General features: G+C 43.1%; 21 protein-coding genes and 1 pseudogene. 19 read left to right on the top strand and 3 right to left on the bottom strand.

Annotated features, from left to right (window positions below; all coding sequences use genetic code 11):
• Nucleotides 1-10 precede the first annotated feature (10 nt).
• The 10 genes from RRU94_RS06300 (at nucleotide 11) to RRU94_RS06345 (ending at nucleotide 8,205) form a co-directional block, all read left to right on the top strand.
• Entirely contained in the window at nucleotides 11-1,054 is a 1,044-nt protein-coding gene (locus tag RRU94_RS06300) for a Gfo/Idh/MocA family protein (protein WP_315690938.1), read from the top strand.
• A 466-nt stretch (nucleotides 1,055-1,520) separates the two neighbouring features.
• Entirely contained in the window at nucleotides 1,521-2,210 is a 690-nt protein-coding gene (locus RRU94_RS06305) for an MgtC/SapB family protein (protein ID WP_315690939.1), read from the top strand.
• Nucleotides 2,211-2,330: 120 nt separating this feature from the next.
• On the top strand, nucleotides 2,331-2,504 hold the full coding sequence (locus tag RRU94_RS06310; protein WP_315690940.1) for an asparagine synthase: 174 nt from the start codon (nucleotides 2,331-2,333) through the stop codon (nucleotides 2,502-2,504).
• Nucleotides 2,505-2,826: 322 nt separating this feature from the next.
• On the top strand, nucleotides 2,827-3,447 hold the full coding sequence (locus tag RRU94_RS06315; RefSeq protein WP_315690941.1) for a nitroreductase family protein: 621 nt from the start codon (nucleotides 2,827-2,829) through the stop codon (nucleotides 3,445-3,447).
• Between the two features lie 66 nt (nucleotides 3,448-3,513).
• Nucleotides 3,514-4,452, top strand: a complete 939-nt coding sequence (locus RRU94_RS06320) for a ring-cleaving dioxygenase (RefSeq protein ID WP_315690942.1) — start codon at nucleotides 3,514-3,516, stop codon at nucleotides 4,450-4,452.
• Nucleotides 4,453-4,473: 21 nt separating this feature from the next.
• Entirely contained in the window at nucleotides 4,474-5,082 is a 609-nt protein-coding gene (locus RRU94_RS06325; protein WP_315690943.1) for a flavin reductase family protein, read from the top strand.
• A gap of 25 nt (nucleotides 5,083-5,107) precedes the next feature.
• Complete coding sequence (locus tag RRU94_RS06330) at nucleotides 5,108-6,055, top strand: ring-cleaving dioxygenase (RefSeq protein WP_315690944.1); 948 nt, start codon at nucleotides 5,108-5,110, stop codon at nucleotides 6,053-6,055.
• On the top strand, nucleotides 6,052-6,660 hold the full coding sequence (locus RRU94_RS06335) for an alpha/beta hydrolase (RefSeq protein ID WP_315690945.1): 609 nt from the start codon (nucleotides 6,052-6,054) through the stop codon (nucleotides 6,658-6,660). The genes RRU94_RS06330 and RRU94_RS06335 overlap by 4 nt, the downstream gene beginning before the upstream one ends.
• Before the next feature lie 44 nt (nucleotides 6,661-6,704).
• Nucleotides 6,705-7,142: a MarR family winged helix-turn-helix transcriptional regulator gene (locus tag RRU94_RS06340; protein WP_315690946.1), complete on the top strand. Its 438-nt coding sequence runs from the start codon at nucleotides 6,705-6,707 to the stop codon at nucleotides 7,140-7,142.
• 79 nt (nucleotides 7,143-7,221) lie between these two features.
• The gene (locus RRU94_RS06345; RefSeq protein WP_315690947.1) at nucleotides 7,222-8,205 is read left to right on the top strand and encodes a ring-cleaving dioxygenase; all 984 of its coding nucleotides are present in this window, start codon (nucleotides 7,222-7,224) and stop codon (nucleotides 8,203-8,205) included.
• A 70-nt stretch (nucleotides 8,206-8,275) separates the two neighbouring features.
• Here RRU94_RS06345 and RRU94_RS06350 read toward each other — a convergent pair.
• Nucleotides 8,276-8,470, bottom strand: a pseudogene (locus RRU94_RS06350) (four-carbon acid sugar kinase family protein); the annotation flags it as partial.
• Nucleotides 8,471-8,887: 417 nt separating this feature from the next.
• On the opposite strand from RRU94_RS06350, the gene RRU94_RS06355 reads away from it, so the two are divergent.
• The 5 genes from RRU94_RS06355 (at nucleotide 8,888) to RRU94_RS06375 (ending at nucleotide 14,471) form a co-directional block, all read left to right on the top strand.
• Complete coding sequence (locus RRU94_RS06355; RefSeq protein WP_315690948.1) at nucleotides 8,888-9,913, top strand: Bug family tripartite tricarboxylate transporter substrate binding protein; 1,026 nt, start codon at nucleotides 8,888-8,890, stop codon at nucleotides 9,911-9,913.
• Nucleotides 9,914-9,995: 82 nt separating this feature from the next.
• Entirely contained in the window at nucleotides 9,996-10,457 is a 462-nt protein-coding gene (locus tag RRU94_RS06360) for a tripartite tricarboxylate transporter TctB family protein (protein ID WP_315690949.1), read from the top strand.
• 10 nt (nucleotides 10,458-10,467) lie between these two features.
• Entirely contained in the window at nucleotides 10,468-11,994 is a 1,527-nt protein-coding gene (locus RRU94_RS06365) for a tripartite tricarboxylate transporter permease (RefSeq protein ID WP_315690950.1), read from the top strand.
• Nucleotides 11,995-12,011: 17 nt separating this feature from the next.
• Nucleotides 12,012-12,647 (top strand): RraA family protein, encoded by a 636-nt coding sequence (locus RRU94_RS06370; protein ID WP_410492927.1) that lies wholly within the window; start codon nucleotides 12,012-12,014, stop codon nucleotides 12,645-12,647.
• Nucleotides 12,648-13,166: 519 nt separating this feature from the next.
• Complete coding sequence (locus tag RRU94_RS06375) at nucleotides 13,167-14,471, top strand: CitMHS family transporter (protein ID WP_315690951.1); 1,305 nt, start codon at nucleotides 13,167-13,169, stop codon at nucleotides 14,469-14,471.
• Nucleotides 14,472-14,535: 64 nt separating this feature from the next.
• Here the strand turns inward: RRU94_RS06375 and RRU94_RS06380 are convergent, their stop codons facing one another.
• Nucleotides 14,536-15,405: a LysR family transcriptional regulator gene (locus tag RRU94_RS06380; RefSeq protein ID WP_315690952.1), complete on the bottom strand. Its 870-nt coding sequence runs from the start codon at nucleotides 15,403-15,405 to the stop codon at nucleotides 14,536-14,538.
• Nucleotides 15,406-15,573: 168 nt separating this feature from the next.
• Here RRU94_RS06380 and acnA point away from each other — a divergent pair, with 168 nt between their 5' ends.
• The 3 genes from acnA to RRU94_RS06395 all read left to right on the top strand — a co-directional run bounded on the left by acnA (nucleotide 15,574) and on the right by RRU94_RS06395 (nucleotide 19,993).
• Nucleotides 15,574-18,303, top strand: a complete 2,730-nt coding sequence (gene acnA, locus RRU94_RS06385) for an aconitate hydratase AcnA (protein WP_315690953.1) — start codon at nucleotides 15,574-15,576, stop codon at nucleotides 18,301-18,303.
• Nucleotides 18,304-18,453: 150 nt separating this feature from the next.
• The gene (locus RRU94_RS06390) at nucleotides 18,454-18,705 is read left to right on the top strand and encodes an HPr family phosphocarrier protein (RefSeq protein ID WP_315690954.1); all 252 of its coding nucleotides are present in this window, start codon (nucleotides 18,454-18,456) and stop codon (nucleotides 18,703-18,705) included.
• A 415-nt stretch (nucleotides 18,706-19,120) separates the two neighbouring features.
• Nucleotides 19,121-19,993, top strand: coding sequence for a DMT family transporter (locus tag RRU94_RS06395; RefSeq protein ID WP_315690955.1), 873 nt, complete (start codon nucleotides 19,121-19,123; stop codon nucleotides 19,991-19,993).
• A 92-nt stretch (nucleotides 19,994-20,085) separates the two neighbouring features.
• Here RRU94_RS06395 and yyaC read toward each other — a convergent pair whose 3' ends face one another.
• Nucleotides 20,086-20,688, bottom strand: a complete 603-nt coding sequence (yyaC, locus tag RRU94_RS06400) for a spore protease YyaC (protein ID WP_315690956.1) — start codon at nucleotides 20,686-20,688, stop codon at nucleotides 20,086-20,088.
• Nucleotides 20,689-20,876: 188 nt separating this feature from the next.
• On the opposite strand from yyaC, the gene RRU94_RS06405 reads away from it, so the two are divergent.
• On the top strand, nucleotides 20,877-21,896 hold the full coding sequence (locus RRU94_RS06405; protein WP_315690957.1) for an SDR family oxidoreductase: 1,020 nt from the start codon (nucleotides 20,877-20,879) through the stop codon (nucleotides 21,894-21,896).
• Nucleotides 21,897-22,386: the final 490 nt, after the last annotated feature.

The following is a 22,386-nucleotide window of genomic DNA, read 5'->3' on the forward strand; positions in this document are numbered from 1 at the left end:
GGAAAAGAGAATGAGTAAATTGAGGGTAGCGGTTATCGGATGTGGGAGTATTGCAAAATATCGTCATCTTCCTGAATATAAAGCGAACAATCAGGTAGAGGTCGCAGCGGTATGCGACATTGTGGCAGAACGTGCAGAAGAAATGGCAGCAATGTACGATGCTAAAGCCTACACCGATTATAAAGAGGTAATAGCTCTTGATGATATTGATGCCGTCAGTGTATGTTTGCCTAACTATCTGCATGCGCCTGTATCCATTGATGCGCTAAATGCAGGCAAGCATGTTTTATGTGAAAAGCCGATGGCTACTTCAAAAGAAGAAGCAGAAGCCATGATTGAAGCGGCAAAAGTAAACAATAAAAAGCTGATGATTGCCCACAACCAGCGTTTCGTGTCTTCCCATCAGACGGCAAAAGAGATCATCGGCAGCGGCAAGCTTGGAAAGATTTACAGCTTTAAAGCAACATTTGGCCATCCGGGGCCTGAAGCGTGGAGTGTAGATGGAGCTGAAAGCTGGTTTTTTAATAAAGAGCAGGCATTTATCGGCGCAATGGGCGATCTTGGCGTACACAAATCAGATTTAATGCGTTATTTGCTTGGCGAGTTTTCAGAAGTAGGTGCGTTCATTGAAACAAATGCAAAACAAAACACGGAAGTGGATGACAATGCGGTTTGTATTCTAAGAACAGAGAGCGGCATTATCGGCACGCTTTCTGCAAGCTGGGCCTACGTTTCGGGCGGCGACAATTCTACGATTATTTATGGAGAAAAGGGGGTGCTTCGTCTAGAAGCGGATCCGGAATATTCCCTCGTTGAAGAATACCGCAACGGTAATGTAGTGAATCATAAATTGGATAAAATCCAAACCAATGAAGAAGGCGGGCAGACAAACTCGCATGTAATTGATCATTTTATTGAAAGCATTCAGGAAAACAAGGAACCGCTTATCAGCGGCGAAGAAGGCTTGAAATCTCTGCAAATTATTTTAGCGGCACTTGAGTCACAGGAGACAAAGCAAATTGTTTCACTAAGACAGGAAGTGCCACTCGGATAAAATTAGGTGTTTTTACGACAGCCGAAAAATATTGTAAAATCAATCACTAAAAAACAGTTTAGCTTTCCATAAGTTTGAGCTGCTTCCTTTTTCCGGAGCGGCTTTTTTATATTTCTTTCATAAAAAGAAAAAGGTCTTGGGAAAAATTCTTTATTGTACTTGAGGTAGTAATAGATTACTATAGTCAAGCGGCGTATACTAAAAGATATGTGTACAGCAGGCTTGTAGTGTTTACACTGTAAAGCTTTCCCATTCTCTTTTACAAAGTTCAAATTTACTGTTGGTTTTAAGCCAAACGGCAAAGTAAAATACAAAAACTGATGAAAAAGTGAACGCAGGTTTGCATAAATATTAGCATTAGGAAACAAAGGAAAAAACGTAACGGACCGTGCGGAAGCATTCAGGCTAAAAGCCAAAGCGGCTTCTAAAAGGTGTAGTTAAAATAAAGAACAGAAGAGGGGAAGATATGGACTGGGAGATGGAACTATGGATGATTGGAAAAATTGCATTTGCGGCCTTTTTAGGTTTCTTGCTCGGTGTTGAACGGGAATTTAAACGAAAGCCTGTCGGCATGAAAACTTCTATTGTAATCGCTGCGGCAGCCTGCCTGCTTACCATCGTGTCGATTGAATCAAGCTTTCGTTATGCAGAAGCGGCGATCCGGCCGATGGATCCACTGCGCCTTGCAGCTCAGATTATTTCGGGTATCGGCTTTATCGGAGCGGGGGTTATTCTACGCCGGAGCAATGAAATGATTTCAGGCTTAACAACGGCAGCTATTGTTTGGGCATCGGCGGCAACAGGAATCGCGGTCGGCGCAGAATTTTACCTGGAAGCCGTTGTGATGGTCATCCTCGTGATTTTCGCGGTTGAGATTATACCGTTTTTAATGAAGCTGTTTGGTCCAAAAACACTTTTGATGAAACCAATCTACGTGAAAATTAAGGTAGAAGACAGCGTGAATTTAACTCTCTTGCTGAAAAGTATTAAACAAACTGGCGTGAACGTAAAAAATTTGCGGCTTAAAGATCTAGAAGATGACTGCAAAAACATGTATCTGGAAGCCGAAGTAGAAAAGCGGCGGTATACAACGGACGTTTATGAAAGCATCCGGAGCATTGAAGGCGTAATATCTGCTGAAGTACAAGGAACATAACGTTCTCGTACTTCAGTTTTTTTATGAAAAAAGCGCAACACACATACATGTCCGAGTTTTCTGACATGATACACGTGGGTGTGAATACATCCGCTGACTACGATGTGGAGGGAGATTCCATTGAACGTTCGTGAAGGTTTAATTCCAACTGTATTGGGTTCAGCTGTTACGGCCACTGGATATGCCCTAAGACAAAGAGACGGGACCAATAAAGCCATTGCAAACACTGTGTTTGGTTTTGGAATAGCCCACATAGTATTAGGCGCCATTGACCTCGTGCAGCATCGTCGTTAGTTTAAAGGCAGGCACAAATTTGTGCCTGTCTTTTTAATTCTAAAGAAAAAAGAGTCTGACATGCGGCTTAGCTGGTTCAGTTTGAAGGGCAGAAAGAAATATGAAAAATCTTTCAGTACAATCAGTTGACAGACCGAAAAGAATCAGGTATATTTATCTTGAATTCAAGATAATTTATTTTAAAGTGGTAACTATTTAGAAAGAGAAAGCAGCATTTTTTAAAGAAGTTCTTGCCCTTACTCAATTTTAAAACAGAAGGTTTATCATCTTTTATACATTAATATCTCGAATTCGAGATGTTTATCCGAAGGGGGATGTGAAAATGACCGAGTTTACACAATTAGTAGAAGAACGGCGCTCGGCGAGCAATTTCCTGGCTGATACACCCATTACCAAAAACGAATTAAATGACATTTTCTCGCTCGTCAAGCTGGGACCATCGGCTTTTAATCTGCAGCATACGAAATATATAACCGTAATGGAGCCAGAACTGAAAGAAAAGATAAGAACGGCTGCCTACGGGCAATATAAAGTGTCAAGCGCTTCAGCCGTGGTTATTGTGCTTGGAGACAAAGGCGCATTTAAGCAGGCTTCACAAATTTACGAGGGTTTAAAAATGCTTGGAATTGTGAACAAGCAAGAATATGATCAAATGGTTGAAGATACCGTCTCCTTTTATGAATCAAGAGGACGAGAATTTCAGCGGGACGAAGCAATCCGGAATGCTTCTTTATCCGCCATGCTGTTTATGCTAGCGGCCAAAGAAAAAGGCTGGGATACATGTCCGATGATTGGATTTGATCCTAAAGCGGTAAGAGAGCTGTTAAATATACATGATGAAGATGAACCCGTTTTAATGATTACGATTGGAAAAGAAAAGACAGAGAGCAGAAAGCCGCGCGGGTACCGAAAACCTGTCAGTGAATTTGTGACGTACTACTAAGTCGTTCAATCAAGAATTCGGTGCATAACGAAACCGAACCAATCACATCAAAAAGGAGCAGGTAAAATGAACAAACAAACAGCAGGCATTCACCATATTACAGCGATTGTCGGCCATCCACAGGAAAACGTTGATTTTTACGCAGGTGTACTGGGGCTGCGCCTCGTTAAACAAACGGTGAACTTTGATGACCCCGGAACGTACCACCTTTACTTTGGCAATGAAGGCGGAAAACCGGGAACAATCATTACATTTTTCCCTTGGGCAGGCGCCCGCCAGGGGACGATAGGAGATGGCCAGGTAGGGGTCACTTCTTATGTTGTTCCAAAAGGAGCGATCGTATTTTGGGAAGAACGGCTGGCGAAATTCAATGTGCCGGTTACCAAAATGGAGCGCTTTGGGGAGCAATACCTCGAATTCGACGATCCTCATGGACTTCATTTGGAGATTGTGGAGCGGGAGGAAGGCGAAAAGAATACATGGCAGTTTGGAGACATTACACCAGACACAGCCATTAAAGGGTTTGGCGGGGCTACTTTATTATCAGCCCAGCCGGAAAAAACGGCTCACTTACTGGAGCAGGTGATGGGGCTAAAAAAAGTAAGTGAAGAAGGAGACTTCGTGCGTTTTCAGTCTTCAGCCGACATTGGAAATATCATTGATTTAAAAAGAACGCCGATTGGGCGGGGAACAATGGGTGTTGGTACTGTGCACCATATTGCCTGGCGCGCCGAAGATGATCAGGATCAGCTAGAGTGGCAAAAATATGTGGCTGAAAACGGATATGGCGTGACGGCAGTACGGGACAGAAATTACTTTAATGCCATTTACTTTAGAGAGCATGGTGAAATCCTATTTGAAATTGCGACCGATCCTCCAGGGTTTGCGCATGATGAGACATTTGAAACGATGGGAGAAAAGCTGATGCTGCCGGAGCAGTATGAACCCCGCCGGCAACAAATTGAACGGGTGCTGATCCCTTTCCAGGTAAGAGAACTCGATTAAATTCTGATTGGAGTGAGTGCTTTGCTTTCCATTGACCCATCTGCAAACACAGAACGAGAAAATTACAAGTTTCTAATAGGGAGCATTATCCCGAGACCGATCGCTTTTGTAACGTCGATGTCAAAAGAAGGAACGCTGAACGGCGCCCCGTTTAGTTATTTCAATATTGTTTCGTCTAACCCTCCGATGATTTCTTTAGCGATTCAACGAAATCAGGGAGAACGAAAAGATACTGCCCGAAACATTGTCGAGTCAAAAGAATTTGTCGTTCATATTGTAGATGAACAAAACGTAGAAAAAGTGAACGAAACGGCTGCCAACCTTTCTCCTGAGGAAAGTGAAATAGAACGGGCACAGCTGACGCCGGTGGAAAGTGTGAAAATTTCCGTTCCAGGCGTAAAGGAAGCAAAAATTCGAATGGAATGCCTGCTGGAGCAGTCATTGGAACTAGGAGGCTCTGATGCTCCTGGGTGTGATTTGATCATCGGAAAAGTCGTGCAGTTTCACATTGCTATGGATATTTATGAAAACGGCAGAATCAATCCAGAGGGATTAGGAGCTGTAAGCAGGCTGGCGGGAAATGATTATGCAAAAATCGGCGAAATCTTTACCATTGACCGCCCAAGCTGACAAAAGCAGAAACGGGGTGTACAACATGCAAAATACAGCGGGCATTCATCATATTACTGCGATGGTGAACGATGCACAAAGAACGATTGATTTTTACGCAGGGGTGCTTGGGCTGCGGCTCGTAAAGAAAACAATCAACTTTGACCGACCAGAAGTATATCATCTGTATTTTGGAAACGGATCAGGAGACCCGGGAACAGTCATTACATTCTTTCCGTGGGCTAAACAGCCGAAAGGCCGTATCGGTACAGGACAGGTGGGCAGTATCAGTTTTGGCATCCCAGCCGGTTCAATGGAATTTTGGAAGAATCGGTTACAGAAGTTTGGTGTAAAAATTTTTTCATCGGTCCGTTTTGGCGAAAAACATATCGCTTTTCAAGATCCAGATGGCCTTGAACTGGAACTGGTGGAAAGGGAAGAAGTATCATCACATAACGGATCCTTTGGTAGTATTTCATCGGATAAGGCGGTTCAAGGATTTAGCGGGGCGATGTTAATTTCTGTGCAGCCCCATAAAACGGCGGAAGTACTTGAAAACATAATGGGCTTCGAATGCCTGGGACAGGAAGATGGCTTTCTGAGGTTTAAATCAGAAGCATCGGTTGGAAACACGGTTGATATTAAGCTGACTCCTTCTGTCCGCGGGCTGATGGGAGCAGGAACGGTTCACCACATTGCCTGGAGAGCAAGAGATGAAGAAGAGCTTCTCAAATGGAGAGCGGTTCTTGAGGAAAGGAACTTCTATCCGACCGAAATTCGTGACCGGCATTACTTTAAAGCCCTTTATTTTCACGAAGGGGGTGGCATTTTGTTTGAAATCGCCACTGACCCGCCAGGCTTTGCGGTGGATGAACCGATCGAGAAGCTGGGGCAGAAGCTGATGCTGCCGTCCTGGCTGGAATCAAAACGACAAGAATTAGAAAAAACCTTGCCTCTTGTAGAGGTTCGCGTTTTGGAAGGAGACCAGAAATGAAACACCTTTTTCAAAAAGGCAAAGACCCCTCAAAGCCTACACTATTACTGCTTCACGGAACAGGTGGCAACGAATTAGATCTGCTGCCTCTTGCCGGGAAAGTAGATGAGGAGGCTTCCATTTTAAGTGTAAGAGGAAACGTACTGGAAAACGGTATGCCGCGTTTTTTCCGGAGACTGGCGGAAGGGATATTCGATGAAGAAGACCTTATTTTCCGCACAACAGAATTAAATGCATTTTTGGATGAAGCGGCTGAAACGTACGAATTTGATCGAAATAATATCATTGCGATTGGCTATTCAAACGGAGCCAATATTGCAGCAAGCTTGCTTTTCCATTATCAGCATGCACTAAAGGCGGCGATTCTTCATCACCCTATGGTGCCTAGAAGAGGCATAGAGCTTCCTGATTTGACTGGAACGTCCGTTTTTATCGCAGCCGGTACGAATGATCCGATTTGTGCCCCGATGGAATCAAAGCAGCTTCAATCTTTACTGGAACAAGCAAACGCATCCGTAGACGTTCACTGGGAAAATCACGGCCACCAGTTAACGCTGACTGAGGTAGAAGCAGCTGCTGACTGGTATCGCAATTTATCACTTTAAATAGATCGGTTATCGTTTCGAAATAAAGGGAAGAAGTGATGATAATGGAACAGACTTATAATGAGCTAAAAGCCGTTACGGTGATTTTGCGTGCTTCCCAGGCGATTCAAGACGTCGTTCGAAAAGATGTAGCGCTCTATGGGTTAAATCCAACAGAGTTTGCGGTTTTGGAATTGCTGTACCATAAAGGCGATCAGCCGATTCAAGTGATTGGCAAAAAAATATTAATTTCAAGCGGCAGTATCACATATGTGGTCGATAAACTCGAACAAAAAGGGTATGCCGTTCGAAGAGGCTGTCCGAAAGACCGCCGTGTCACGTATGCAGCAATTACACAAAAGGGCAGGGAGCTAATGGAGGGAATATTCCCTAAACATGAACTTACGATGGGAAAGGTATTTGAAGGCTTGAAACCTGATGAACTCCATACTGCTATTGAACTGATTAAACGAATTGGCTACCGAGCACAATCGCTTGAATGAAATAAAGAGAAAAGATCTTTTTAACGTTTATATCTCGAATTGAAGATAATTGAACCTAATTGGTTAGGAGGAAAAAGAAATGAATCATTTAAAAGGCATTCACCATGTGACAGCTATTACAAGCAGTGCAGAAAAAAATTATGAGTTTTTCACCTATGTACTAGGTATGCGGTTAGTCAAAAAAACGGTAAACCAGGATGATATTCAAACGTATCATTTGTTCTTTGCTGATGATAAGGGAAGCCCTGGAACCGACATGACGTTCTTTGATTTCCCTGGTATTCCAAAAGGCGTGCATGGGACAAATGAAATCTCAAAAACGTCTTTCCGGGTACCGACCGATGCGGCGCTTGATTATTGGGTCAAACGATTTGACCGCCTAAACGTGAAACATACAGGCATTAAAGAACAGTTTGGCAAACAGACACTTTCGTTTGTTGATTTCGATGATCAGCACTATCAGCTTGTTTCAGATGAACATAATAAAGGAGTGGCTTCTGGTACGCCTTGGCAGAAAGGGCCAATCCCTTTAGAATTTGCGATTACAGGTTTAGGCCCTCTGTTTGTCCGCATTGCTGATTATAAGTATTTCAAACAAATGATGGAGCAGGTGCTGTTATTTAAGGAAATAGCAGCGGAAGGTTCCCTGCATTTATTTGAGGTAGGCGAAGGCGGAAACGGGGCTCAGGTTATTGTAGAACATAATACGGTGCTGCCGCAGGCGCGCCAGGGATACGGTACTGTTCACCATGCAGCCTTCCGTGTAGAAGACCGGGCCGTGCTGGATGAATGGACGGACCGCCTTGAAAGCTTTGGCTTCCAGACATCCGGTTACGTAGACCGTTACTTCTTCGAATCTCTTTATTCCCGTGTTGCACCGCAGATTCTATTTGAATTTGCAACGGATGGACCTGGATTTATGGGCGATGAGCCGTACGAAACAGTCGGTGAAAAGCTTTCGTTGCCGCCATTTTTAGAGCCGAAACGTGAACAGATTGAAAAGCTTGTGCGGCCGATTGATACTGTAAGAAGCACTGTTGAGTTTCAAAAAGAATACGAATAAATCAATATAAAACCAGCAGCCCAGTCAGTCATACACTTGATTGGGCTGTTGATTTTAAAGCGTTCGTTTATTACTTTTTCTGAAGCATCAACTCTTTTAAATGCTCCATTGCTTTAATCAGAAAATCTGATTCACCAAAACTGACTGATTTTAATACGACCAGCATATCCCGCCCAAAAGCAAGGCCAGAAGGGATACCAACTGCAATTTTGTTCAAAATAAAGTTGCCTTTAATGCCCAGCTTTCGGCTCATGGTGCCAGACGTATCGCCGCCGGCATATTAAGAAGGCTGTACTAAAGTAAAAATCAGAAAGAGCTTAGGAACAAAGAAAGAGCGATTTTATTCAAAATTAGAATACATAATCATGAATTATCACTATTTTTCAAAGGATTTATGGATCGAGTACACTTTAATCAGAGAAAACAAATCTTCATTTACAAAAAAATGAAAGCGTTATCTCAACAAGTGAAAGGAGGTTTGTTCTATACTTCAATCCTCAATAGAGGTTGATTGAAAAAATAGTCAGGTGAGCTTGGCTTGGCTCTCTTCAAAACTTAAGAGAGTAAGAGGCACACTAAGGGAGAAATAAGCGTTTCAAATCAAGTCCGTCGCTTTTAAAACAGAACAAAAGAACCAAAGAAATTTTACTGATTATTCAGATAAATAATTGGGGGGATTTTGATGAAAAAGTTGATGGTACCTATTCTAGCTGCTGCTTTAACGCTGGGAACGGCCGCCTGCAGTAACAGTGGAGGAGAAAAAGCTGCCGGTGGACAGGGCGGATCAGGCAGCAGCTATCCGGAAAAAGCGATAACCTTTTCTGTTCCATCCGGTGCTGGAGGCGGGCTCGATACAACAGGAAGAGCGCTGAGCAACCTTTTTTCTTCTGAAGGAATTGTAGACAGTACCATTACCGTTGAAAATAATCCAGGCGGCGGACAAGTTGTCGGCACAGTTGATTTTGCCAATAAAGATAAAGGGAACGACTACCGGCTGCTGATTGCGTCTACACCCTTTATTTTGAATCACATTAAGAAAGAAGGAAACAGCCCGGTGTCTTTCCGGGACATTACGCCGATTGCCCGGCTGGTGACAGAATACGATGTACTGGCAGTCCCGGCAGATTCTAAATATGACACATTGGAAGTTTTATTTGCGGACTTGAAAAAAGATCCAACGTCTATCTCATTTGCGGGCGGTTCCGGTCCAGGCTCTTTTGACCACTTAAATGCGATTTACCCGGCTATGAAAGCCGGCGTAGACGTAAAAAGGCTTAAGTATATTTCTTTTGATGGCGGTGGAGAGGCGCTCACTTCTCTGCTTGGCGGAAACGCTGACGTTATTTCTTCTGATGTCTCTTCCGTATACGAGTATGTAAAAGCCGGCAAAGTGAAGATTTTAGGCATTTCTGCTCCTGAACGCCTGGAAGGAGAATTTGCAGAGATTCCAACGTACAAAGAGCAGGGCATAGACGCCGAATTAACCAACTGGCGCGGTATTTACGGACCGGCTGATATGTCAGAAGAAGCGAAAGCCTACTGGGAAGAAAAAGTAGCCCAGCTGGTAGATACAGAAGCCTGGAAGAAAGAACTTGAAAAGCAGGGCTGGCAGGATGGCTATATGGCATCCGAGGACTTTATTAAGCTGATGGAAGAAGAAGAAGCGATGTATAAAGAGATTTACGAAGATCTCGGCATGGCAAAATAATGATCCGCAATGAGAAAAAAAGCAGCGGCAAAATATTCCCTGGTGGGCTGCTGCTTTTTTCGAGACAGGGAGGAGGAAAACAATGAGCAAAACATTTGACCGTTATGCAGGCATCCTATTTCTTGCGATCGGCGCCATGTTTGTAGTGGAAAGCTTTAAACTTTCTCAAAGTGCCTATGGCAGTGAAATTGGTCCGAATATTTTTCCGATGTCTTTAGGCATTGCCTTAATCTTGCTGAGCATCCGTCTTGTTTATGAGACATTTCGCTACACAGAAGTGAAAAACAGCGGTACGAAACTGGATTATAAGCGGTTTGGCATTATCTTGACTGCGGCCATTTTATATGCGGCACTTTTAGAAACACTGGGGTACGTGATTACGACTTTCTTGTTTTTGCTCATTGGTTTCCAAACGATGCAGAAAGGAAAGGTTTGGGTATCTGTTTTAATTGCTGGAGGGTTCTCACTAGGAGTTTACTACTTATTTGTCGTCATTTTGCAAGGTTCGCTGCCACCATTTCCATCATGGATGAGTTTCAGTTAGGAGGGGTTAGATGGGCACGCTGGATTACTTACTGCAGGGCTTTGCAACAGCACTGCAGTGGCACAATCTTTTATTCGCTTTTTTCGGAGTGTTGATTGGGACGGCTGTTGGCGTTCTTCCTGGGATTGGCCCCATGAGCGGAATCGCTCTTTTAATGCCTATAACCGCATCCATTACAAGCGGACTTCCTGCCGAAGCAGCAGCCACAAGCTCTATTATTCTACTGGCTGGCGTATACTACGGAGCTATGTATGGCGGGTCTACTACGTCCATTCTCTTGAACACGCCAGGTGAATCATCCTCGGTTGTAACGACACTTGATGGGCATCAAATGGCTAAAAACGGCCGGGCGGGAATCGCTTTGGCTATTTGCGCAATCGGCTCTTTTGCGGCCGGATTAATTGCCTTGATTGGTTTGATTTTGCTGGCTAATCCGCTGGCCAGTATTGCGTTAAAGTTCGGTCCGGCAGAATATACGTCTCTTATGCTGCTTGGCCTCCTGGCTGTAAGCGGTCTTGGCGGCAAATCTATAACGAAAGCCTTGATGATGACCGTCTTCGGCCTGCTTCTGGCGACAATTGGCATCGACTCTGTATCGGGTGTTACCCGTTTTACATACGACATGCCGGTTCTTTATTCAGGATTAGAATTCTTAACGATCGCAGTAGGTCTTTTTGCGGTAGGAGAAGTGTTTAAAGCCATTTTAGAAAGAGAAAGCAATGACGGCGAGATTGCCAAGATTACCCGGATCATCCCGACTAAACAGGATTTAAAAGACAGCTCTCTTCCGATTGCACGAGGATCGGTTTTGGGATTTTTCATCGGCGTTCTTCCTGGTGCCGGGGCTACTCTTGCTTCTTTCTTTTCTTACATTATGGAAAAGAAATTAAGCAAAAATCCGAAGAAGTTCGGAACGGGAGCTATTGAAGGAGTAGCGGCTCCGGAATCTGCAAACAATGCGGCGGCCGGAGGGGCCATTGTTCCTCTGCTGACACTAGGTATTCCGGGATCCGGTTCCACAGCCATTTTAATGAGCGCGTTTATTATGTTTAATATTACCCCTGGCCCGCTTCTTTTTGAAGAACACCCGGATGTTGCCTGGGGATTGATTGCCAGCATGTTTGTTGGAAATGCGATTTTACTGATCTTAAATCTGCCTATGGTTAAAGTGTTTGCCAAAGTAGTTGAAACACCTGCCAAATACTTGATTCCGTTAATCATCGGTTTTTCTTTCTTTGGCGTTTATGCGGTCCAGTTTTCTGTTTTTGATTTAGGTCTGCTGATTGCCTGCGGAGTAGCCGGCTATTTTCTTTCAAAAAATGATTTTCCGATTGCTCCTCTTGTACTGGGCCTGGTATTAGGGCCTATGATTGAAAATAATTTGCGGAGAGCGCTGACGCTTTCTAACGGCGATGTAATGATTTTCTTCCAAAAACCACTTTCCCTGGCTTTTATTATTGTCGGGATTCTGTGGATTTTAACGCCTCTGTTTTTAAAACTGAGAGGGAAAAAACTAATTTTAAATGAAGAAGGATAATTAAAGGAGAGAGAAAAATGACTGTTGAAAACCAAGTGAAAATGAATATTGTAGAACAATTTGAGGACGTTCCAACGACTTGTATTTCAGATGCGCTGCAAGGAATGAACAATTTGTCATCAGCGATTCAGCCGCTCAAAGAAGAATACCGTGTTGCCGGGCGGGCTTTTACAGTAAAAATGCCGGTTGGTGATAATTTAGTCGTGCTGAAAGCAATCAGGGAAGCAAAACCAGGCGATGTTTTGGTCATTGACGCAAAAGGAGACACATACCGGGCGATAGCGGGTGACTTTATTGTTGGGATGGCGCAGACGCTTGGCATTAAAGGTATCATCGTAGATGGCGTGATTCGGGATGTAGTCGGCATCAAAGAACTAAACTACCCCGTTTTCTGCAAAGGGACAACCATTGCCGCAAGCGGAAAAGCAGGGCAGGGAGAAATCAATGTACCGATTTCCTGCGGCGGTGTAACTATTCAGCCAGGTGATATTATTGTGGGAGACGCGGATGGAGTCACCGTTATTCCACAGGAAGCAGAAAAAGAAGTGTTAAAACAATCGATAGAGAAAGCAGACAAAGATATTAAACGAGCTCAAAAAGTATCAGGCAAGAGAGAAGAAATTATTGCGTATTTAGATCGCTTCTTATCATAAGAAAACAGGCCGAAACTGGCCTGTTTTTCTTTTTAATGACAGAACAGCCTGCTGCATGTGTGTAAATATTTTTATGATTAGCCGCTTCACCTTAAAAGCAAGAAATTGACTGTCTTTATAAAACATCGTTTTACAGAATGGCATAAAGCGATTAAATAATAAGGCGGTTAGAATGTGTTTAAACGCCGGAATAAACTATGATCAATGGAAATTGGTGATGCTTAACTATGAAAAATCGCTATTTTTACAGAGAAGCGAGATTCAGTATGATAGAAATGAGCCTGCTTGATGCAAAAACAAAAGAGGAGAAGGGGGATAAAAACAAGCAAACACGTCATAAAAGAAGTTTGAAAATGGTACATAGAGCTGGAATTGTCCAGTTTCAGGTTTAGATGAAGCAGCCATTTAATAGAATAAAAGACTTGCAAACAATGAATGGATGGTCAAGATCGGCTTGTTGCGGAGCAGGATAAATTGCATTTTATTGTAAGCGTATACAAATGAAACGGGAGGGATTGGATGGTTTCGTTATTGGGTTTTGTCATGATGCTGGTATTTATTGCTTTAATCGTTACTCGAAAGATGTCCGCTTTACTTGCTTTAATTGTGGTGCCTTTGTTTTTTGCGATCATTGGCGGTTTTGGAAAAGACCTTGGCCCTATGATACTGGAAGGGCTTAGCGGGGTAGCACCGACAGGGATTATGCTGATGTTTGCGGTTATGTATTTTGGCATTATGATTGATGCCGGATTGTTTGAACCGCTCATCAAAAAGATATTAGCTATCGTTAAAGGAGATCCTTTAAAAATTGTCATCGGAACAGCGGTTCTTTCTGCTCTTGTTGCTTTTGACGGTGATGGGACAACCACTTATATTATAACCGTTTCAGCGATGCTGCCTCTTTATACGTACCTTGGGATGAACCCGCTTATTTTAACCTGCGTATCTATGATGGCTTTTGGGGTGATGAATATGCTGCCGTGGGGAGGGCCAACGGCGAGAGCTGTAAGCGCATTAAATTTAGATGCGAATGATGTGTTTCTTCCTCTTGTTCCAATCATGGCGGTAGGTTTGGCTTGGGTGTTTTTTACAGCGTATGTGCTGGGGAAAAAAGAACGTACTAGATTAGGAATCATGGACTTAGATATGTCTAAGCTTCCGCTGCAATTTCAGGAGGAAGCAGCTACTGTAGTGGATTCAGAGTTAAAACGGCCTAAGCTAATCTGGTTTAATTTTCTTCTTACGCTGTCGTTAATCACAGCACTAGTGATAGGGGTTCTTCCTCTGCCTGTTCTTTTTCTGATAGGGTTTGCTTTAGCGCTATTAGTGAATTATCCAAACCTTGAAATTCAAAAAAAAGTATTAGCTTCTCATTCTGATAGTGTCCTAATCGTAGTCGCGTTAATTTTTGCTTCAGGCGTTTTTACAGGTATTCTATCTGGAACGCATATGGTGGATGAAATGGCGAACAGCCTCATATCCATTATCCCTGAAGAACTTGGCTCGTCTTTTGCTTTAATAACTGCCATCACCAGTATGCCTTTAACGTATGTCATGGCAAATGATCCATATTATTTCGGTGTAGTACCTATTATTGCGCAAACCGCGGCAGCGTACGGGGTGGACCCGGTTGAAATTGCCAGAGCATCTGTGCTTGGCCAGCCGCTACACGCAATGAGCCCGCTTATCGCTTCCACCCATCTATTAGTCGGAATGGCAAAAGTAGATTTTGGAGAGCACCAAAAATTTATTTTAAAGTGGGCAATCGGAACTTGTGTGGTCATGATTATTGCAGCTCTATTAACAGGAGCCATTTCTATGTAAATACCCGGTTGCAGCTACTTTTGTTCACATAAAAAAGCAGGCCAGTTTTTTCTGGCCTGCTTTTTTAGTTCTTATAAGCGACATGCTGCTTAATAAAATCAGCGAAAGCTTTCACGACGTTTAATTCTTCAGCTTCTGGGTGATACACCATCCACGTTTTTTGTGTCAGTGCCTGTCCGTCTTTGGTCTGAAGCGGAATTTTGTAAATAGGATCCGTTTCATTAAAAAATAAAGATGGCAGAATCGCATACCCTAAACCGTTTAACACCATTTCTTTACATGTATCAGCCCGGTCTACCGTGATGCCGATCGAAGGCGGGTGTGAGTAGTGCTCAGCCCACCAATTATCTGTCATATGTTTATAAAGCTGGTCCGTTTGATAATCAATCCTGGCCAGATGAGGCAGATCTTCGAGTGTGACCAGCTCATTGGAAAACACACATAAATTTTCTTCAAACAGCTGCTCTTTATGGCCGGGCCAGTTGTATTCTCCGCGGATAAAGCCAATATGGATATCATGATTGTAAGCAAGCTGGTAGATTTGCCTGCTGTAGGCGGTTTCAATTTGAAATTCAACGTCCGGATACTGTTCCTTAAATTGTTTTAACCAGCCGGGGAGTTTATATTTGCTGATAAAGTTTGAAACACCAATTCGAAGCGTGCCGGCTACAATATGGTTAAAATTATCGACTTCTTCTTTAATTTCACGAAATGTATCTAAAAGTTCTTCAGCCCGTTTTGCTAAATATTCTCCTTCAGGGGTAAACTGTACGCCTTTAATGCCGCGGTTTACAATTTTAACCCCAAACTCTGTTTCAATCTGCTTCAGCCGTTTCGTTAAGGTCGGCTGGGCAATAAAAAGGGTTTGTCCCGCTTTTGTAATACTTTTTTCATGAAAAAGCGTATGTAAAATTAACCAGTCCCGATCGTCCATATGCGCCCTCCTTTTTCTACAACATATCATACCCTTTATGGTTTCTAAAGAAGAAAGATGGAAATCGTTCATGTTTAACTATGAAAAAATGCTATTTTTTCGAAAAGAAACGATTCAGTATGATAGAAATAAGCTAATTTCTATTTAGAACAGAAAAGGGGAAACGGCATGAAGACAAAAGGATATATCGAGCCAGTCAGCCTGAAAGTAAATGAAAACGAATACAAGTATTATCCCATTCATCAATTAGACAATCAAAAGTTTCAGCATATAGCAAGACTCCCTTATTCCATCAAGGTACTATTAGAAGCAGCCATCCGTACATTTGATGGAACCTCCATCACGGAAGAGCATATTCGGAAGCTGGCGGACTGGACAGTGGAAAGAGAACCGAATGAAGAAGTTCCATTTAAGCCTGTGCGCATTTTATTGCATGATACAACAGGGCTTCCGGCCATTGTGGATTTAGCCGCCATGCGTGAAACGATGAAGCGCTCAGGAGGAAATGTTTCGGCTGTCAATCCTTTGATTCCAGTTGATCTAGTCGTGGATCATTCGGTAACCGTCGACTATTTTGCCCGGCCAGATGCCCTGGAGCTCAATGAGAAAGTCAACATGGAGCGTAATGGTGAGCGGTTTCGTTTCCTGCGCTGGGCACAGCAGGCATTTGATAACCTGAACATTATCCCGCCTTCTTCGGGTATTATGCACCAAATTAACATGGAGTATTTGTCCACTGTCACGGCGGTAAAACAAGAGGAAGGGCAGGCTGTTGTTTATCCTGATTCACTTGTTGGAACAGACTCTCACACAACCATGATAAATGGTCTTGGGATTGTGGCATGGGGAGTAGGCGGTATAGAAGCGGAAGCAGCGATGCTTGGACAGCCATTGTATTTTGCTACGCCAGAAGTGGTCGGTTTCCGGCTGACTGGATCACTTCCAGAAGGAACAACATCCACAGATCTTGCCCTAACCATTACAAACATTCTTCGTCAAAAAGGCGTGGTTGGAAAGTTTGTAGAGTTTTTTGGCAAAGGTGTGCGTTCCATGAGCGTAGCTGACCGCGCTACAGTTGCGAATATGGCGCCAGAATACGGAGCCACAATGGGCTTTTTCCCTGTAGACGAGCAGACCATTCACTACCTGCGGCTGATCGGACGTGACGAGGAGCAGGTCAACCTGGTTGAAGCGTATTACAGAGCCCAGAGCATGTTTATGGAAAAGGACAGTGAAGATCCAGATTATCCTGAAGTGATTGAGCTGGATTTATCTACCGTTGTCCCTTCCTTAGCTGGTCCGAAACGGCCACAGGACCGAATCAGCTTAACAGACATGAAAGAAAATTACCGGGAAATCATCCGCAAGCCGGTGGTTGAGGGCGGCTATGGCGTTACCGAGGAAGCGCTGAAAAAAGAAGTTCCGGTTACGCACGAAAGCGGGGAAACGTCGGTTATAAAAAATGGCTCCGTCGTACTGGCAGCTATCACAAGCTGTACCAATACGTCCAATCCAACCGTTCTCATGATGGCAGGGCTGCTTGCAAAAAGGGCAGTTGAGAAGGGATTGTCTAAGCCTGCTTTTGTAAAAAGTTCCTTAACGCCAGGATCACGTGTAGTCACCGATTATCTTCAAGAATCAGGGCTGCTTCCATATTTAGAAAAACTGGGCTTTCACATTGCCGGGTATGGATGTGCTACTTGCATCGGCAACTCAGGACCGCTTCCTTCTGAAATAAGCGAAGCGATCAGCCAGCACGACTTGACGGTAGCAGGCGTTCTGTCAGGAAACCGTAATTTTGAAGGCCGGGTCCATCCTGAAATCAAAGCCAATTACCTGGCTTCACCGCCTTTGGTAGTCGCTTATGCACTGGCTGGCACAGTTGATATTGATTTTGCAACAGAGCCTCTTGGGCACGACTCCAGCAATCAGCCTGTTTATCTGCGTGATATTTGGCCGTCTTTAGCGGATACACAAAAATGGCTTGGGGATGCCCTGCGGCCTGAGCTGTTTCAAATGAGATATCAAAATATACTCAAAGCCAATGAAAAATGGAATGGGTTAGAGATTCCAGAAGGACCGCTTTTTGACTGGGAAGAATCCTCGACCTACGTACAAGAGCCGCCATTCTTAAAAGATTTGCCTGCCCAGCCAGGAAACATCGCTGATTTTCAGCATGCCCGTGCGATAGCCGTATTAGGGCACTCGGTCACAACAGACCACCTTTCGCCGTCTGGCGTAGTGCCAGCTAACAGTACGGCTGGTTTATATTTAAAAAGCCGTGGTGTGAAGCCGAGAGATTTGAATTCTTATCCTTCACGGCGCGGCAATCACCAGGTCATGATTCGGGGAGCGCTGGCTAACCATCGAATCCGCAACTACCTGGTTCCCGGCTCAGAAGGAGGCGTAACAAAATACCTGCCGAGCGGGGAAGTGATGTCGATGTATGAGGCGTCGCTAAAATACAAAAAAGATCATACGCCACTATTTATTATCGCCGGAAAAGAATATGGCACAGGCAGTTCCCGTGACTGGGCGGCGAAAGGTACAGCACTGCTCGGTGTTAAAGCTGTGATTGCCGAAAGTTTTGAACGTATTCACCGCAGTAACCTGGTTGGAATGGGTGTGCTTCCTCTTCAGTTTGAGAGGGGGGAAAACGCGGAGTCTTTAGGCATTGAAGGAACAGAAATCTTTCAGACAATCGGCTTATCAGATGAGATTCAGCCCGGACAAAAGATTAGAATTAAAGCAACAGGTAAAGACGGAAAAGCTTTTGAATTTAATGTGACCGTACGTCTTGATAATGTTGTAGATATCGAGTATTACCAGCACGGGGGTATTATGCAAAAAGTAATCCGGCAATTAATAAACAATTCGTCGACAATAATCATGAAATGAGACATTTACTCCCCGGCGAATTAGAAAGCCGTATTGCTGCAAAACGAAGAAAAATCGAAACGCCAATTTTAAAAACCGTCTGTAGGATTTTGAGAAAAGAATGCTGCTTACAGGCTTGGTATAAAATGTGTGTTTGAAGGAGAGACGAGCATGGAAATAAGCAACACATTTGCCGAATTAGTTGTTGCGATCAATAAAACGGCGCAAGAATTCCAATCCAGCATTGTCATTAAAACAGATCGTAAAAGTTTTGATGCAAAAAGTATTCTTGGGCTGACGTATTCTGTTTTAAGCTCTAAAACCTTTGAACTTGAAATTCATGGACCGGACCAGAAAGAAGCAAAAAAAGCGATGACCGATGTATTCTTTCGTCATAATGTGCCCGTACACGTGAATGAATAACAGAAAAGCCTCTGATGCTGTTGAAATGTAGAAATGGCAAGCGATAGATTTTCAAGCTTGTAGTACATTTAATGAGCCAGCTTATTGGAAATAACTAACGGAAGTTTTGATAAAAGATTCGATTATTCTACAATAAGATGAGTTCAAACAGCTTGCTGCCTTATATCAAGCAGCAGGCTGTTTTATTTTGGAAAAAAGCTCGTTTACTCTTATTTTAAAGCAAAATAGTGCCCCTTTTTTACTCCAAATGAACAAAATAAAGATATAATAGATAGAAAATGATGAAAGTGAGATGGATACGATGTTGTGCAAACCTTTATTTGAGCATGATGTACCAGTCGCTTTTCTTCCTTAACGGTGGAAAACGACATCTCCGTTAAGGACAGGAATTGTCTAAAAAAACGGAGGGTGCAGAATGAAAAACACTTTGTTAGGTTCATTATATTTAGCTATTGCCGCCAGTATTTGGGGTGGAATGTATGTAGTTGTAAAGGTCGTAGTAGAGGTCGTTCCACCGCTGGAATTAGTCTGGCTGCGGTATGTGATTGCGATTTTTGCTCTGTTAATCATCAGTCTCATCAAAAAACAATCCTGGCGAATTGAAAAAAAGGATTGGCTGATGATCTTCCTAATTGGGCTTATCGGTAATACTATTTCTATTGTGACTCAGGAAATTGGCACGATGCTTTCAACCGCCCAAATGGGAGCTATTATTACTTCAACAACACCTGCTTTTATGGTGCTGTTTGCACGTCTCATTTTAAAAGAAAAGATTACCGTTAAAAAAGCCATTTCTGTTTTTTTAGCTACAGTGGGTGTCAGTATTATCGTAGGAAACGCTCAAATTGATCCATCTTATCAACTTGGCGGTCTTTCCCTGCTTGCTGCAGCTGTAACATGGTCACTCATGTCTGTATTGGTTAAGCGAGTGCCCGGACAATATTCTCAAATTGTCGTTACCGGTTATGCGGTTCTTGTTGCTATTGTTCTATTAACGCCTTTTACTGTTGGACGGTTAGCTGAGCTTGATTTTCACGCAATGATGCATCCTTCTGTCTGGGGTGGTCTCTTATATCTCGGCATCGTTTCAACAGCATGTGCTTTTTTACTATGGAATCGAGGCCTGCAGATGCTTAACGCTTCAAGCGGCGGGTTATTTTTCTTTTTCCAGCCAGTGGTCGGAACATTACTGGGCTGGCTGCTGCTGAATGAACAAATTGGTTTTTCTTTTTGGATAGGCACCCTGTTTATCTTTGCGGGTGTTATACTGGTGATTCGAGAGAAGTAAAAAGCAGACAGGAAAAGAGCTGATTGGCTAAGGTCCAATCAGCTCTTTTATATGACGAAACATGCAGGCAGAAAAACACTTTAATATTTGGGTTAGGAAGAAGCTGGTTCACTTGCCCTGTTTATACGCTCAATGGCATTGATCAAAAGAGCGGTCGTTTTTTTGGACAGCTTCATGACTGTGTCTAGTCTTGTGTGATTTAAAGAATGAACAGGGAAAAAGGGATCGAAATGGTTGACGACCGCTTTTAAATGATAATCACCGACGGGTGGTAATGCTTGATGGACAGCATTGCCAGGACGGAAAGGTCCTTCATTAAAATGAATGGAACCAATCTGGTGAGAATCTCCCAAGCAGGCATCGATGGCAAAGATAAATGAATGAAGTTTCTTTTTTTGAATGTCTTTTAATACTGTTTTTAAATTAAGAGCATGTACCGGATCACTGAGTGTGCCAAATACTTGATACGGCACTTGATGTTCCTTCAGCATGGTGCCGACTAAAGGACCGAAAGAATCTCCTGTAGAACGGTCAGAACCGATGCATAAAAACACAGGATCTACTGGGGATGATCGAATGATTTGAGCGATTTGTTCAGACATCTTTTCCGTTTCTTCATCTGCCGTCACAATATGAGGATATAACGCGGTATCTTTCCCCGAACAAACGGATTTCCTGCTTTTAAAAGGATACATTCTTGGGCCTCCCTTTAACTGCTCGCTTTTTAATGGCTATATATAACTTTCTTAAGTAGTCACAGTATACCCTCTCTTTGTAGAATATCTTCTTTTTCGAAAATATAAAACCATAAGCCTTGCTTACTCAAAGCCTGGTTGATTAAAATTTAAAAGGTAAAGCGTTTTAAAAAGGGAGGAGCGAGAAGATGAAGGCATTGTTTATCGGAGGAACCGGGACAATTAGCAGCGCCGTATCAAAGCTTGTCGTGGAAAAAGGATGGGACTTATACCTTTTAAACAGAGGGAACCGTTTGGATCAAGTACCTGAAGGCGCAACGGTTATCAAAGGAGATATCCAAAATGAAAAAGCGGTTGCCGAACTCATCAAGGATTTCCATTTCGATGTGGTTGTGGACTTTATCGCCTTTAAGCCAGAGCACGTTGAGCGTGATATAAGGTTGTTTACAAACAAAACGAAGCAGTTTATTTTTATCAGCTCCGCTTCCGCTTATCAAAAACCACTTTCTTATTATCGAACAAGTGAAAGTACACCATTAAGAAACCCGTACTGGGAGTATTCGCGGGACAAAATCGCCTGTGAAGAGGTGCTGATGGCGGAATATCGCAACAATCAGTTTCCAGTCACAATCGTGCGTCCAAGTCATACATATGGAGAACAAAAGGTGCCGGTAGCCTTCTATGGGAAAAACGGCAGCTGGCAGGTTGTAGAACGGATCCGACAAGGAAAGCCGGTTATTATTCATGGTGACGGTACGTCGCTTTGGACATTAACGCATAACACCGATTTTGCTAAAGCATTTGTCGGACTGATGGCCAATCAAGGGGCTATAGGGGAAGCGGTTCATATTACATCGGATGAGGCCCTTACCTGGAACAAAATTTATGACTGTATTGGGTCTGTTTTTGATATGGAAGTGAAAAAAATCCATGTAGCGACTGATTTCCTCGTTGGCTGCCGACCGGATCTAGAAGGGCCATTACTCGGGGACAAAGCTGGGTGTGCTGTGTTTGACAACAGCAAAATCAAAAGACTTGTCCCGGATTTCATCGCAACGAAACGGTTCGATGAAGGAGTAAGAGAAGCAATTGAACATATCTTGGCCTATCCGGAACTGCAAAAGACCGACGAGGAATTTGACCGTTTCTGTGACAAGCTGATTAATGTGCAGCAGGCAGGTTTAAATATGTTCAAAGAATTATTCTGAAGAGAGTGAGAAAAAGTAAAAAATAAAAACTGAAGGATTGCAGAAGAGATGGATTTGAAAACGGATTAAACATATAAAATTCAACATAGTGAGTGGTTAACACTTTGATGAAAAGAGCATGTTTTTTCATAACATGCTCTCAGGCTGTTGACACACGCCCGCTTTCGGCGTCACTTGCCGGCTGTGAATGCTCATGACCCCGAAAAGGTCACTCCGCTTCCCAGCCGGCGGTGTTCCTGGAAAGACAGACGTTTTCAATCAGCCTGCTTTCTTACTTTATCTACATTCTCAGAGCATGTTTTTTCGAGTATGCTCTTTTTTAATGACATAAATCTATATACATAACAAAAAACTAAAAACCTTAAAAGTGATTAGAAAAAAGTTAGCTTAAGAGCAGTTTATATAAACTTGGTGGTTTTAACATAAGCAATTGATAAATCAATGCAAAAATGTATCCGGATACAAAAAAACAAATTTTTTGAAAAAAAGG

The organism is Domibacillus sp. DTU_2020_1001157_1_SI_ALB_TIR_016 (assembly GCF_032341995.1).
Lineage (GTDB): Bacteria > Bacillota > Bacilli > Bacillales > Domibacillaceae > Domibacillus > Domibacillus indicus_A.